12 protein-coding genes are annotated in these 13,398 nt (G+C 73.1%); 1 reads left to right on the top strand and 11 read right to left on the bottom strand.

Going from position 1 to position 13,398, the window contains the following annotated elements:
* Positions 1 to 33: 33 nt before the first annotated feature.
* From allB to BJK06_RS13125, 4 genes are all read right to left on the bottom strand, one after another.
* Positions 34 to 1,431 carry an allantoinase AllB gene (gene allB / locus BJK06_RS13140; RefSeq protein ID WP_070418277.1) on the bottom strand — a complete coding sequence of 466 codons (1,398 nt, stop codon included), beginning with the start codon at positions 1,429 to 1,431 and terminating at the stop codon, positions 34 to 36.
* Positions 1,428 to 2,192 (bottom strand): aspartate/glutamate racemase family protein, encoded by a 765-nt coding sequence (locus BJK06_RS13135; RefSeq protein ID WP_070418276.1) that lies wholly within the window; start codon positions 2,190 to 2,192, stop codon positions 1,428 to 1,430. Before BJK06_RS13135 ends, allB begins: the two co-directional genes overlap by 4 nt.
* A gap of 40 nt (positions 2,193 to 2,232) precedes the next feature.
* Positions 2,233 to 3,792, bottom strand: a complete 1,560-nt coding sequence (locus BJK06_RS13130) for an NCS1 family nucleobase:cation symporter-1 (protein WP_070418275.1) — start codon at positions 3,790 to 3,792, stop codon at positions 2,233 to 2,235.
* A 167-nt stretch (positions 3,793 to 3,959) separates the two neighbouring features.
* The gene (locus tag BJK06_RS13125) at positions 3,960 to 4,679 is read right to left on the bottom strand and encodes a VIT1/CCC1 transporter family protein (protein ID WP_070418274.1); all 720 of its coding nucleotides are present in this window, start codon (positions 4,677 to 4,679) and stop codon (positions 3,960 to 3,962) included.
* A 179-nt stretch (positions 4,680 to 4,858) separates the two neighbouring features.
* On the opposite strand from BJK06_RS13125, the gene BJK06_RS13120 reads away from it, so the two are divergent.
* Positions 4,859 to 5,434: a VOC family protein gene (locus tag BJK06_RS13120; protein ID WP_083295244.1), complete on the top strand. Its 576-nt coding sequence runs from the start codon at positions 4,859 to 4,861 to the stop codon at positions 5,432 to 5,434.
* Positions 5,435 to 5,438: 4 nt separating this feature from the next.
* Here BJK06_RS13120 and BJK06_RS13115 read toward each other — a convergent pair whose 3' ends face one another.
* The 7 genes from BJK06_RS13115 to BJK06_RS13085 form a co-directional block, all read right to left on the bottom strand.
* On the bottom strand, positions 5,439 to 5,984 hold the full coding sequence (locus tag BJK06_RS13115) for a GNAT family N-acetyltransferase (RefSeq protein ID WP_070418272.1): 546 nt from the start codon (positions 5,982 to 5,984) through the stop codon (positions 5,439 to 5,441).
* Between the two features lie 4 nt (positions 5,985 to 5,988).
* Complete coding sequence (locus BJK06_RS13110; RefSeq protein ID WP_070418271.1) at positions 5,989 to 7,392, bottom strand: LLM class flavin-dependent oxidoreductase; 1,404 nt, start codon at positions 7,390 to 7,392, stop codon at positions 5,989 to 5,991.
* 124 nt (positions 7,393 to 7,516) lie between these two features.
* A complete protein-coding gene (gene sufU / locus BJK06_RS13105) occupies positions 7,517 to 7,966 on the bottom strand; it encodes a Fe-S cluster assembly sulfur transfer protein SufU (RefSeq protein ID WP_070418270.1) in 450 nt (149 codons plus the stop codon).
* Positions 7,963 to 9,255 carry a SufS family cysteine desulfurase gene (locus BJK06_RS13100; RefSeq protein WP_070418269.1) on the bottom strand — a complete coding sequence of 431 codons (1,293 nt, stop codon included), beginning with the start codon at positions 9,253 to 9,255 and terminating at the stop codon, positions 7,963 to 7,965. The genes sufU and BJK06_RS13100 overlap by 4 nt, the downstream gene beginning before the upstream one ends.
* A gap of 121 nt (positions 9,256 to 9,376) precedes the next feature.
* Positions 9,377 to 9,589, bottom strand: a complete 213-nt coding sequence (locus tag BJK06_RS13095) for an antitoxin (protein ID WP_070418268.1) — start codon at positions 9,587 to 9,589, stop codon at positions 9,377 to 9,379.
* A 97-nt stretch (positions 9,590 to 9,686) separates the two neighbouring features.
* The gene (locus BJK06_RS13090) at positions 9,687 to 10,979 is read right to left on the bottom strand and encodes a chloride channel protein (protein ID WP_070418267.1); all 1,293 of its coding nucleotides are present in this window, start codon (positions 10,977 to 10,979) and stop codon (positions 9,687 to 9,689) included.
* Between the two features lie 98 nt (positions 10,980 to 11,077).
* On the bottom strand, positions 11,078 to 13,306 hold the full coding sequence (locus BJK06_RS13085) for an alpha-galactosidase (protein ID WP_070418266.1): 2,229 nt from the start codon (positions 13,304 to 13,306) through the stop codon (positions 11,078 to 11,080).
* Positions 13,307 to 13,398: the final 92 nt, after the last annotated feature.

The following is a 13,398-nucleotide window of genomic DNA, read 5'->3' as shown; positions in this document are numbered from 1 at the left end:
CTCGTTCCGGTGGAGATCGTATCGGAACGATCGTTACAGCGGTGTTCCCGCGAGCACGGGTCGGTCGACGAGCGCCCCGCTGACGGACGTGACGCCGCCGTCCGCGGTCGCGACCAGCCGCCCGCGCAACCAGGTCTCGGTGACGCTGCCCCGTGCCTCCAGACCGGCGAACGCCGAGACGGGGTTGCGGTGCGCGAGCCCGGCCACGTCGACGACCGCCGAGGCGGACGGGTCGAACACCGCGAAGTGCGCGAGTGCGCCCGGCGCGATGCGTCCGCGGTCGGCGAAGCCGGCGAGTGCCGCCGGGCCGGTCGTGAAGTGCGGCAGCAGCTGCTCGAGCGCGACACCGCGGCGCAGGGCCTCCGTCCACACGGCACGGAAGCCGACCTGCAGCCCGGCGATCCCGCCCCAGGCGGTCCCCCAGTCGTCGGTCTTGAGGTCCGCGGTGGAGGGCGAGTGGTCGGACACGATCATGTCGATCGTCCCGTCCAGGACCCCGGCCCAGAGCGCGTCGCGGTTGGCGTCGTCGCGGATCGGCGGGCAGCACTTGAACTCGGTCGCCCCGTCGGGGATCGTGCCGGCCTCGAAGGCGAGGTAGTGCGGGCAGGTCTCGACCGTGATCCGCACGCCGTCGTCCTTCGCGGCGCGGATCATCGGCAGCGCGCCGGCGTCCGACAGGTGCAGGACGTGCACGCGCGCGCCCGTCTCGCGGGCACCCTCGACGACCCGGGCGATCGCAGAGCGCTCGGCGTCGACCGGGCGGGTGGCGAGGAAGTCCTCGTAGTGTCCGCCGAGCGCCGCGTGGTCGACCAGGAACTCGGGGTCCTCGGCGTGCACGATGAGCAGGGCGTCGATGCGGGCGACCTCCTCGATCGCCGCGCGCAGCTGCCGTGCGTCGAGGTGCGGGAACTCGTCGACCCCGGACGGCGCGGTGAAGCACTTGAAGCCGAACACGCCGGCGTCGTGCAGGCCGTCGAGCGACCCGAGGTTCGCCGGGACGGCACCGCCCCAGAACCCGACGTCGACGGCGACGCGGCCCGCGGCGCTCGCGCGCTTGACCTCGAGCGCCTCGACGGTGGTCGTCGCGGGGATCGAGTTGAGCGGCATGTCGATGATCGTGGTGACGCCACCGAGTGCGGCTGCACGGGTCGCCGAGGCGAAGCCCTCCCACTCGGTGCGGCCGGGCTCGTTCACGTGCACGTGCGTGTCGACCAGGCCCGGGAGCAGGACGTGCGCGTCGGGCACGGTGCGGTCCTCGACGGCGTCGACGGGTTCGTCCACGGCCACGACGGCGTCGACCCGTCCGTCGCGGACGACGACGGCTGCGGGCCGGAAGGCGCCGTCGATCCAGGCGCGGCCGGCGCGCAGGACCAGGTCAGCGGGTACGGGCGCGGCCGTCGGGTCGCCGGCGGGGCCCTGGAGGCGCGTCATGCGCCCGCCCCGACCGTCGCGCCCGCCATCGGCCGACGTTCGAACCCCGCGAGCAGTCCCGCCATCGGCTTGGCCGGGGGTGGCGCGTACTCGCCGCGTCGCCCGGTCGTGAGCCCGAGGCGCACGAGGGACTCGGCGAGCACAGTGGCCGCCGCGACACCGTCCACGACCGGCGCCCCGACGGCCCGGGACACCTCGGCGCAGAAGTCCGCCATGCCGGCGCAGCCGAGCACCACGGCGTCGGCGCCGCCAGCGAGCACGGCCCGGCACTCCTCGACGACGAGTGCCCGGGCGTCCGAGTCCGGGTCCTCCAGGCGGAGCACGGGGACCTCGCACGCCCGGACCTCGGTCACGAGCGACGCGAACCCGTACCGTTCGGCGAGCTCGTGCGCCCGGCCGGTGGTCCGGCTCAGGGTGGTCACCACGCCGAACCGGCGCCCGAGCATCGCGGCGGCGTGGAAGGCCGCCTCCGCGATGCCGATGACGGGTCCGGACGCGACCTCGCGTGCCGCGTCGAGCCCGGGGTCCCCGAAGCACGCGACCACGAACGCGTCGACACCGTCCTGCTCGCCGAGCGCGATCTGCTCGAGGAGCCCGGGGACGGCCAGCGCCTCCTCGTAGTGGCTCTCGATCGACGCCGGCCCCATGGTGGGGTTGACGGCCTCGACGATCGTCCCGGGCCCGGCGACCGCGGCGGCGGCGCTGCCGATCGCCGCGGTCATCGAGGAGGTGGTGTTGGGGTTGACGACGCGGATGCGCATCGAGTTCCTTCCGGTGGTGCGGGTGGGACGGCTCGGTCGGTCAGGCCCGGCCGACCGCGGCGCCGTCGTCGACGGACGGGTCGTCGGCGGCCAGCACGGGCATGCTCGGACGCAAGCGCTCCATCCCGACGAAGACGACGAGGCCGAGGGCGCACCCGATGAACCAGCTGTAGTTCGACAGCCACGGGACGACGCCGAGCGCCGACGGCAGGACCGCACTGGCGACCGACACCGCACCGGTGACGACGAGCGTCCAGATCGCGTTCGGGTTGAAGCCCTTGACGTACCAGTACCGGGCCGCGGGGTCCTTCGTGTACATGTCGTCGACGGCGATGCGCTGCTTCGCGACGATGTAGTAGCCGGCGATGAGGATCCCGAACAGCGGGCCGATCAGGGCGCCGAGGACCCCCAGCGTGTACAGGATCGCCTGGTCGTTGCCGTACCAGTTCCACGGGGTGAGGAGGACGGACCCGACGGCCGCGATCATGCCGCCCGCCCGCCAGCTGATCTTCCGCGGGGCCACGTTCGAGAAGTCGAACGCGGGGCTGATGAAGTTCGCGACGATGTTGATGCCGACGGTCGCGGTGACGAAGGTCAACCCGCCGAGGAGGATCGCGAACGGTGCCCCGATCGCCTGCACGGTCTCGATCGGGTCGGTGATGAGCTTGCCGAACACCGGCACCGTGGCGCTGGCGCAGAGGACGGTGAGCACCGAGAAGAACAGGAAGTTGATCGGCAGGCCCCAGAGGTTGCCGCGCTTCACCGCGTCGAACGACTTCGCGTAGCGGGAGAAGTCGCCGAAGTTCAGCATCGGGCCGGAGAAGTAGCTCACCACGAGGGCGATGGCGGACAGCATCACCGGGATGCTCGCGCCGAACGACAGCGGCGCACCGGCGGACAGCGTGAACGAGATGTTCCCGATGCCGGCACGGCTGACGAGGTAGATGGCGAGGGCGATCATGATGACGTACACCGCCGGGCCGGCCCAGTCGATGAACCGCCGGATCGCGTCCATGCCCATCCAGAAGAGGGCGCCCTGTGCGACCCAGAGGATGGCGTACGAGATCCAACCGAGCGCGGAGAGCCCGAGGAACGAGTGCTCGAGGAGTCCCGCCGAGGCCGGGATGAACTTGAGGAAGACGATGTTGAGCGACTGGGCGGCGAGGAAGGTCTGCACGCCGTACCAGGCCATCGCGATGAGCCCGCGGATGATGGCGGGGACGTTCGCCCCGAGCACGCCGAACACCGCGCGGTTGATCACCGGGTACGGCACCCCGGTGCGCTGGGACGGCTTGGCGACGAGGTTCGCGAACACCTGCACGATGAGGATGCCGACCACCAGGGCGATGAGCACCTGCCAGCTGGCGATGCCCAGGGCGAAGAGCGACCCGGCGGTGACGTAGCCGCCGACCGAGTGCACGTCCGACATCCAGAACGCGAAGATGTTGTAGCTCGTCCACGTCTGCTTGCGGAGCGGAGCGAGGTCCTCGTTGGTGAGCGCCGGGTCGTACCCGGGGCGGACGACGCCGGCACCGGCGGGTGCTGCCGTCGTGCGGGGGGCGTGGGGCGCGGCGACCGGGGGCTGGATCTCTGTTGCCATGGCGTCCTCCGAAGGAGTGGGAAGGGCGAGCGGTGTCCGCCTGTGCCACGACGCTACGGAGACACTGCGCCCGGCCCGTTACCCCCGTGTAACGGTCGTGTGTCGTGACGCCCATCCTGGAACGATCGTTCCGACACGGACACCGACACCGATCGCCGTCCGCCCGCTCAGAGCGCGTGCGCCCCGAGGACCGCCCCGGCCGCGTACGTCGCGGCCAGGGCCAGCGCTCCCCCGGTCACGACACGGATCGTCGCCCGCGTGCGCGGCGCACCACCGAGCGTGGCACCGGTCGTGCCGGTGGCGGCGAGCGCGACGAGGACCGCGACGACCGTCACCGCCACGCGGGCGGGCTCGGGGCTGAGGAGCATCGCGAGGAAGGGCAGCGCGGCACCGGTCGTGAAGGTCGCCGCCGACACCCACGCGGCACGCCACGGGCTGACCACCTCGTCCTCGGCATCGCGGAGCGCGACCGCTGCCCGTCGACGGCGCACCTCGGGTCGGACGAGCTCGTCGGCGACGGCGCTCGCGACGGCCGGGTCGACGCCGAGGCTCCGGTAGTGGGCGGCGATCGTGCCGGCGTCCTCCGACTCCGCCTCGAGCTCGGCCTGGTGGGCGGCCTGGCCGGTGCGCTGGGCGTCACGGGCACCGCTGACGGACACGTACTCGCCGAGGGCCATCGAGACCGCACCGCCGACGAGGGCAGCGGCGCCCGCCGCGATGACCGGACCGGTCCCCGCGCCGGCTCCGGCGACGCCGACGAGCACCGCCGCGACCGAGACGATGCCGTCGTTGGCCCCGAGCAGGCCGGCGCGCAGCCAGTTGAGCCGGGCGGCGCTCGTGGCGTCGTGGTCCGTGGAGGGCAGGACGAGGTCCGCAGCGGTCGACATGCGAGTCAGGATGCCACTCGGCGCGGGTCGGCGCCAGCATGGTGAGGCTACCCTGATCAGGGTTTTTCCGGTGAGGGCAGCCTCACCTCACCGGTCTGCGGCGTGCGGGAAGCCGCATCGGCACCGCACCCTCGACACCCGGGCGGAACGTGCGGGCGCCCGGATGTCAGGATCGGCCCATGAGCGCGGGAATCAGGATCGACCACGTGGGCGTCACGGTGCCGGACATCGATGCCGCCACGGCGTTCTTCGAGGCGGCGTTCGACGCCGTCGTGCTGTACGACATGCGCTGCCGCACCGAGGAGCCGAACGCGACGGCCGAGGCGCACCGCTACCTGGGGATCCCGTCGACGATGGCACAGGGCGCGATGCGGATGCTCGCACTGCCGGACGGACCGGGTCTCGAGCTGTTCGAGTACCACGGACCGGACCAGCACCGTCCCGTGCACCCCGCGGACCTCGGGTGGCAGCACCTCGCGATGTACACGGACGACCTCGACGGCACGCTCGCCCGCATCGAGGCAGCCGGGGGCACCCGCAACTCGGATCCTCGGGACCTCCGCGGCCTCGAGGTCGGCGAGGGGAACCGGTTCGTGTACACCCGGACCCCGTGGGGCTCGACGCTCGAACTCGTCTCCTACCCGACGCCGCAGCCGTACCTGCTCGTCGCGCCACGGGCGAAGTGGGCGCCGTGGCCGAGCGCGGCGGACGCGCTGCCCGTTCCCCAGCCGGAGCCGGAGCCCCAGCCGTCCTGACGGGTCAGTCGTCGGCAGCGACGACACCCTCGGCAGCGTCGACGCCGTCGGCGACCCAGACCCGGGTCGGCCGACCGCTCAGTGCGTGCGCGAAGGGGTCGCCCACGGGGCGGAACCCCGCGCTGCGGTACAGCCGGAGCGCCGGCGCGTTGTCGTCCAGCGCGTGCAGCAGGGCTCGGCGGTGGCCCGCGGCTCCGGCCTCGGCGACGGCTTCCAGCAGCAGGGACCGTCCGAGTCCGTGCCCCTGGGCCCGCGGGTCGACGGCGAGGAGCGAGAGGTAGGCCGCGTCCTCCGGGTCCCCCGGACGCCCCGTCCCCGGAGCGGTGACGAGCGCGAACCCGGCGATCGCCGCGGCCGCACCACGGTCCGACTCCGTCGACGCCACGACGAGCGCGACGCGGGGCACCGCGAACTTCGACCGGGCGCGTTCCCGCGCCGCGTCCGACTCGGGCACGCCGTCACGGGTGGCGACGGCGCGCGTCCACAGGTCGACGCACGCGGTGACCTCGTCCTCGACGGCGGCACGCACGACGAACGACGACCCGATCACCGGTTCAGCGTACGGCTGCGGACTGCCCCACCCGGAACGACGCCCCGCGGTGCTCCGCCGGCAGCCGGTCACCGCGCCCGTGCAGCTTGTGCCGCAGCGACCCGGGCTCGTAGCCCTCGGGGTAGACGCCGCGGGCACGGAGCTCCGGCACGACGAACTCGATGACGTCCTCCCACGTCCCCGGGGTCACCGCGTAGGCGAGGTTGAACCCGTCGACGTCCGTCTGCTCCTGGATCGCGACGAGCCGGTCGGCGATGGTCGCCCCGCCGCCGACCGCGGCCGGGCCGAGGCCGCCGATCGCCGTGTGCCGGGCGAGGTCCCGGATCGTCCACTTCGACCCGTCGGACCCGGTGGCCGCCGCGATGTTCGCCGCCGCGGACTGGATCGCGTTCGACTCGACGTCGCCGAGCGGCTCGTCGAGGTCCCACTGCGACAGGTCGACGCCCATCCAGCCGGAGTTGAGCACGAGCGCACCGAGCTCCGAGGCGTAGGACAGGTAGTCCTCGTACTTGGCCTGGGCGAGCTCGTCGGTGGCGTCGGTGATGACGGTGAGCAGCGTGTAGACGCGGGCGGCGTACCGGTCGCGACCAGCAGCCTCCAGGGCGTCACGGACCTTCCGCACGGTCGACGCGAGCTGCTCGACGGTCGGTGCGCCCACGAACACCGCCTCGGCGTTCTCGGCCGCGAACCGGATGCCGCGCGGCGAGGCCCCGGCCTGGTAGATCACGGGCGACCGCTGGACCGACGGCTCGGACAGGTGGATGCCCGGGACGTCGAAGTGCGTGCCGTGGTGCTCGATCGGGTGGACCTTCGCGGGGTCGGTGAAGACGCCGGTCTCGCGGTCCTCGACCACGGCGTCGTCCTCCCACGAGCCCTCCCACAGCTTGTAGAGGACCTCGAGGTACTCGTCGGCGACGTCGTACCGGTCGTCGTGCGAGAGCTGGTCGGTCTGCCCCATGTTCCGCGCGGCACTCGGCAGGTACCCGGTCACGACGTTCCAGCCGATGCGGCCCTTCGTGAGGTGGTCGAGCGTCGAGATGCGTCGGGCGAACGGGTACGGGTGCTCGTACGCGGTCCCCGCCGTGATCCCGAAGCCGAGGTGCTCGGTCACCGACGCCATCGCGGACACCAGCAGGATCGGGTCGTTCACGGGGACCTGCGACCCGGTGCGGAGCGCGGCCTCGTTCGAGTCGCCGTAGACGTCGTACGTCCCGAGCACGTCGGCGATGAAGATTCCGTCGAAGTTGCCCCGCTCGAGCAGCTGCGCGAGGTCGGTCCAGTACGACAGGTCGTTGTAGTGCCGGGACCGGTCCCGCGGGTGCCGCCAGAGCCCGGAGGACTGGTGCGCCACGCAGTTCATGTCGAAGGCGTTGAACCGGATCTGACGGTGCTCGCTGCTCGTGCTCACGAGCGTGACGGTACGTGCCGACCCGGGGCGGACGGCGGAAGGTGACGAACCGTGACGTGGGACTGCGGTCCGGGAGGGACGGTGCGGGCCCGCCCCGCGCCTCCGGGACCGCAGACCGGTCGCGTCAGGAGCGCGTGGTCGCCTCGCGCGCGGCGGCCTCGGCCGCGACCCACGCGAGCATGCCGCACTTGACCCGCATGACGAACTTCGAGACGCCGTGGAACGCGACGAGGTCCTCGAGCACGTCCTCGTCGGGCTCACCGGCACCGCGGGACCGCATCATCGTGCGGAACTCCTCGGTGAGCGCGAGCAGCTCGGGCACCGTGCGACCGACCGCCATGTCCGTGAGGACCGACGCCGACGCCATCGAGATCGAGCAGCCGTCGCCCTGCCACGCGAGACCGGCGATGCGGTCCGTGCCGGGCTCGAGGCGCACGCGCACGGTGATCTCGTCGCCGCAGGTGGGATTGCGCTCGAAGTGCTCGGCGTCGGCGTCGGGCAGCTCGCCGTCGCCGTGCCGGGCCTTCGCGTGGTCGAGGATGACCTGCTGGTAGAGGGAGTCGAGGGAGCTCATGCGGTCGCTCCGAAGTAGCCGCGGACCTCGCCGACGGCCGTGAGGAACCGGTCGACGTCCTGCTCGGTCGTGTAGACGTACGTGCTCGCGCGGCTGGTGGCGACGAGGCCGAGCCGACGGTGCAGCGGTTGGGCGCAGTGGTGGCCGGAGCGCACCGCGATGCCCTGGGCGTCGAGGTACTGCGAGACGTCGTGGGCGTGCACGCCGTCGACGTCGAACGACACGAGACCGGACCGCGGCACCCCGGCGGGCGGACCGACGACGTGGATGCCCGGGATCGCGGCGAGTCCGGTGAGCATGCGCTCGGCCAGGTGCTCCTCGTGCGCACGGACCCGCTCCATGCCGATGCCCTGCAGGTAGCGGACCGCCTCGGCGAGCGCCACGGCCTGCGACACGGGCTGGGTGCCGGCCTCGAACCGCTCGGGCGCCGGCATGAAGTCGGTGTGCTCCATCGTCACCGTGGTGATCATCGATCCGCCGGTCCGGAACGGGGGCAGGGCGTCGAGCAGTTCCTGGCGGCCCCAGAGCACGCCGATGCCGTTCGGCCCGAGCATCTTGTGCCCGGAGAACGCCGCGAAGTCGACGCCGAGCGCCTGCACGTCGAGCGGCCGGTGCGGTGCGGACTGGCAGGCGTCGAGGACGACGAGGGCACCGTGCGCGTGGGCGGCCGCGACGACGGCCGACACCGGGGCGACCATGCCGGTGACGTTCGAGACGTGGGCGAAGGCGACGACCTTCGTGCGGTCGGAGACCAGGGCGACGGCGTCCTCGGCCGTCCAGGTGCCGTCGTCCGCGACGGGGACCCAGCGGAGCGTCGCACCGGTCAGCGCGGCGAGCTCCTGCCACGGGACGAGGTTGGCGTGGTGCTCGGCCTCGGTGACGAGGACCTCGTCGCCGGGTCCGATGCGGAAGCGCTCGGCATCGGGTCCCCCACGGCCGCGGCTGGCGTTCGCGATGCCGTACGCCACGAGGTTGAGGGCGTCGGTGGCGTTCGCGGTCCACACGACCTCGGACGGTGACGCCGCCCCGACGAACCCGGCGACGGTGGCCCGGGCGTCCTCGTACGCGTCGGTGCTCAGCGCGGCGAGGGTGTGCGCGCCGCGGTGCACGGCGGCGTTGTCGTGCTCGAGGAAACGTCGTTCGGCGTCGAGCACCTGGCGGGGTCGTTCGGCGGTGGCCCCGGAGTCGAGGTAGGCGAGGGGGAACCCGTTCACCTCCTGCTGGAGGATCGGGAAGTCCCGTTTGATCGCCTCGACCTCGGACTCGGTGAGCGGTTGGTTGGGCGCCACGACAGTCACCACACAATGGTGGTCTGCTCGCGGCCCGGAGTCCAGTCGGACGGGTACCGCTGACGGCGAACGGCCCCGGACACGTGGTCCGGGGCCGTCCGTACGGTGCGCGGGAACCGCGTCACTCGTTGCCGATCTGCTTGTCCGCCGCGTCACGGGCGCCGTCGATCTTGTCGTCGTACTTGCCACCCGTGGCCTTCTTGACCGCGTCGGCGACACCGCCGAGCACCTTGTCGCTGATGTCCTCGGCCTTCTCGCTCTTCAGGGCGTCCTGGACCTTGTTGTCCTGCAGGAAGTCCTGGGCCTTCTTCGTGATGTCGTCGAACCCCGCCATCGGTTGCTCCTCGTCGCCGGTACGGAGCCCGGTGCCCCGTCGTGCGGCCGATCGTAGGCCCGTGGCCCGTCGGGTGTGCCGGATCGTGACGAAGTGTTCACACCATCTGCGCGCTGCGTCGGCGGGCGAGCACGTAGCCGACGGCGACCGACCCGGACACGGCCAGGAGCGAGGGGATGAGGATGTCGGTCCCCTGCTGGGTGAACTCGACGACGAGCACGAGGGCCGTGAAGGGCGCCCGCATCGTCGTCGCGAGGAAGGCCGCGGCGCCGATGAACGCGAACGCCGTGAGGCTCGGCCCGTCGGTCGGCCAGAGCAGCAGCCAGAGGCCGCCGAGTCCGCCGCCGACCGCGGAGCCGATCGCGATCGACGGGGTGAGCGTGCCGCCGACGGCCCCGGCACCGATCGTGGCCGAGGTCGTGATCGTGCGGATGACCCCGAGCGCGAGCAGGAACAGGATCGGCGAGAGCCCGGCGACGGAGCCGTCCTCGAGCGAGGCGTTCATCGCGAGGACACCGAGCGCCCGCCCGTTGCCGAGGATCTCGGGGAAGGGCACGGCGATGAGTCCGACCATGGCGAAGACGACCGGCAGCACGACGATGAGCCGCCATCCCTTCGGCGCGAGGCCCTGCAGCCGGTTCGTGAGCTTCACGAAGCCGACGCCCGCGAACCCGAGGACCGGCCCGACGATCACCGCCCAGACGAGCAGCGACGGCGAGAGGTGCATCGCCGGCACGTGGTAGAGCACCTCGTCCGGGATCACGAGGCGTGCCACGAACGCCGCGACCGCGCTCGTCGCGAAGGCCGGCAGCGCGGTCGCGAAGGTGAGCTCGCCGAGCAGCACCTCGACCGCGAACAGGGCGCCCCCGAGCGGGACGTCGTAGACCGCGGCCAGACCGGCGGCGGCACCGCAGGCGACGAGGATCTTCGTCTCGCGAGCGGTCAGTCCGGCCCGTGCGGTCACGAGCTGGGACAGCCACGCCCCGATCTCGCGCGGGGCCACTTCTTTGCCGATCGAGGCGCCGAGCCCCACGGCCAGGATCTGCACGCCCGCGTTCCCCACCGTCGCGAGGGCGGGCATCCGCTTCCCGCCGACGGCCGCGGGCACGGAGACGACCGGGCGGCCCCAGCGTCGGAGCGCCCACCAGGCGACGCCGGTCAGGAGGCCGGCGGCGACGAGGGCGAGGAAGCGGTTCAGGGCACTCGGTGCGTCTGCGGCCTCGAGGTGGCCGCCGAACGGGTACCCGAACGCGACGAACTGGATGAGCTGCAGCGCGAGCCACACCGAGATGCCGGCGATGCCGCCTGCCACCCCCACCAGTCCGGTGACGACCGCGAGCTTGAGTGCCCAGACCGGGGTCGCACGTGTCGCGTGTCCTGGGTGCGGCATGACCGGAAGCCTAGCGGCACGTCGGCACCGCCCCCGCGACCGGGCGGACCCTGCCGGGCCGAGCCGCGCCTCCTGGGCGGTGGCCGGACCCGCTGCCCTCAGACGGCCGTGAGCCGGTACGGCACCACGCAGTCGGCCGGCACGAGCGGCGGCTGCAGGCCGACCGTCTCGAGCGCGCGCCCGCGGAAGACCCGGTCCCCCGACCACCACGGCGGCGGCACGATGCCGTGCCCGTCGCCGACCACGACCGGGTCGACCCGGTACGCGGTGTCCGGGTCGAGGTCGCGGAAGGTGACGCGGCCGGTACCAGACACCTCGGACCGGCCGGTGCTGACGAAGAAGAACAGGGCCTGCTGCTTGTCAGCGGCGACCGTGCCGGACACGAGCCGGGTCTCGTCGACCTCGTCGACGCGCACGAGGTCGCCGCCGTGCAGCAGGCCCCGCCACTCCTTGTGCAGCGCGATCCACTCGGCGAGCGCCGTCTCCTCGGCGTCCGTCGCCTGCGCGAGGTCCCACTCGATGCCGAAGTGCCCGACGATCGCGGTCCCGGCACGGAACGCCAGGTCGTGCACCCGGCCGGTCGTGTGGTTCCGGCCGCTCGCGACGTGGGAGCCGAGCAGCTCCGGGGGCAGGAGCTGCTGCGTCCACCGGTGCATCTGCTGCCGCTCGAGCGGGTCGATGTCGTCCGACACCCAGACGCGGTCGGTGTGCTCGATCACGCCGAGGTCGACGCGGGCACCACCCGACGAGCACGACTCGATCTCGAGCGCCGGGAACCGTTCCTTCAGCGTCGCCATGAGCCGGTACGCCGCCAGGGTCTGCTCGTGGACCGCTGCGCCGCCGCCGGGGTGCCCCGCCTCGACGAGGTCGCGGTTGTGGTCCCACTTGACGTAGTCGACGCCGTACTCGCCGATGATCGCGGTCATCCGCTCGAGCAGGTACGCGAACGCCTCGGGGATCGCGAGGTTCAGCACCTGCTGGTCCCGGGACCGGACCGGCAGGCGACCGTCCGCCTGCAGGATCCACTCCGGGTGGGCTCGGGCGAGGTCGCTGTCCTCGTTGACCATCTCCGGCTCGAACCACAGGCCGAACTGCATGCCGAGCGTCCGCACCCGGTCGACGATCGGACCGAGGCCGTCCGGCCAGACGTCCTCGTCCACGTACCAGTCGCCGAGGCCCGCGTGGTCGTCACGACGGTGCCGGAACCACCCGTCGTCGAGCACGTAGCGCTCGACCCCGAGCCGTGCGGCGCGCTCGGCGAGGTCGGTCAGCCGGGCGAGGTCGTGGTCGAAGTAGACCGCCTCCCAGACGTTGAGCGTCACCGGGCGGGGCGTCCTCGGGTGCTGCGGGCGGCTGCGGAGCCACCGGTGGAAGCGGCGGGCCTGGTCGTCGAGGCCGTCCCCGTACGCGGCGTACACCCACGGCCCCTCGTAGCTGTCCCCGGTGCCGAGGCGCACCTCGCCGGGGAGCAGGAGTTCGCCTCCCCCGACGACCTGGCGGCCGGTGGCGAGGCGTTCCGCGAGGTGCCGGTGGTTGCCGCTCCACGCCGTGTGCACGCCCCAGACCTCGCCGTGGGCGAACCCGAACCCGGGGACGCCGACGCTCAGGACGGTGGCGGCGTCGGCGCCCGTCCGGCCCTTCCGGCCCTCGCGCTCGTGGGTGCCGACGACGAGCTCGCGGCGCTGCGGGGTGCGCTCCTTGCCCCAGCGGCCGGCGAAGTCGAGGACCTCGCGGGCGTGCGACGGGACCGGGAGGGCCAGGGTGAGGTCGTCGACGGTGTAGGTGCCGGCGGCCGTGTTGGTGACGGCGGCGCGGGTGCGGACGAGGCCGGAGGGGAGCATCTCGACGGTGAGGCGGAGGGCGAGGCCGGCGGTGGCGTCCACGGCGTGGGCGGTGACGGAGGCGGGGGCGGGGGCGCGGGTGCCCGCGGTGTCGGCGGCGCCGGCGGCGCCGGCGGTGCCCGCGGTGTCGGCGGCGCCGGCGGCGCCGGCGGCGCCGGCGGTGCCCGCGGTGTCGGCGGCGCCGGTCACCTCGAGCTCGGTGACCGTGAACGCCGGGGACCAGTCGCGCCCGTCCCGGTGCCCGGACAGCCCCGGTCGCCCGGTCCACCCCCGGTGCGGCTCGGGCAGGATCGCCAACCGGACCGGCACGTCCGCCTCGTTCGGCGCGACCGGTGCCACGTCCGCCTCGGCCAGGGCCGCCAGCTCCGCGCCGTCGAGCGGACCGAGCGCCGCGCCCCAGTGCACCACCGCGGGCAGGGCACGGTCGCGGCAGTCGAGGACGAGGGAGGCGCCCCCGGCGGTCAGGTGGACGAGGTCGTGCGGCATGAGTGCTCCAGTCGGCGACGATGACGGCTCGACGAGTCTCGCGCTCTGGGAGCGCTCCCAGCAAGTCGACGCGCGCAGCGCGTGTGCGGATG

The organism is Curtobacterium sp. BH-2-1-1, assembly GCF_001806325.1.
In the GTDB taxonomy this organism is placed as follows: Bacteria; Actinomycetota; Actinomycetes; order Actinomycetales; family Microbacteriaceae; genus Curtobacterium.
Note: the sequence above shows the minus strand (reverse complement) of the source record. Positions and strands in the feature narration are given on the sequence as shown.

What these genes read in the sequence shown, in the direction of transcription:
- allB (WP_070418277.1), bottom strand. Translation starts at nt 1,431, where the DNA reads ATGACGCGCCTCCAGGGCCCCGCCGGCGACCCGACGGCCGCGCCCGTA.
- BJK06_RS13135 (WP_070418276.1), bottom strand. Translation starts at nt 2,192, where the DNA reads ATGCGCATCCGCGTCGTCAACCCCAACACCACCTCCTCGATGACCGCG.
- BJK06_RS13130 (WP_070418275.1), bottom strand. Translation starts at nt 3,792, where the DNA reads ATGGCAACAGAGATCCAGCCCCCGGTCGCCGCGCCCCACGCCCCCCGC.
- BJK06_RS13125 (WP_070418274.1), bottom strand. Translation starts at nt 4,679, where the DNA reads ATGTCGACCGCTGCGGACCTCGTCCTGCCCTCCACGGACCACGACGCC.
- BJK06_RS13120 (WP_083295244.1), top strand. Translation starts at nt 4,859, where the DNA reads ATGAGCGCGGGAATCAGGATCGACCACGTGGGCGTCACGGTGCCGGAC.
- sufU (WP_070418270.1), bottom strand. Translation starts at nt 7,966, where the DNA reads ATGAGCTCCCTCGACTCCCTCTACCAGCAGGTCATCCTCGACCACGCG.
- BJK06_RS13095 (WP_070418268.1), bottom strand. Translation starts at nt 9,589, where the DNA reads ATGGCGGGGTTCGACGACATCACGAAGAAGGCCCAGGACTTCCTGCAG.
- BJK06_RS13090 (WP_070418267.1), bottom strand. Translation starts at nt 10,979, where the DNA reads ATGCCGCACCCAGGACACGCGACACGTGCGACCCCGGTCTGGGCACTC.
- BJK06_RS13085 (WP_070418266.1), bottom strand. Translation starts at nt 13,306, where the DNA reads ATGCCGCACGACCTCGTCCACCTGACCGCCGGGGGCGCCTCCCTCGTC.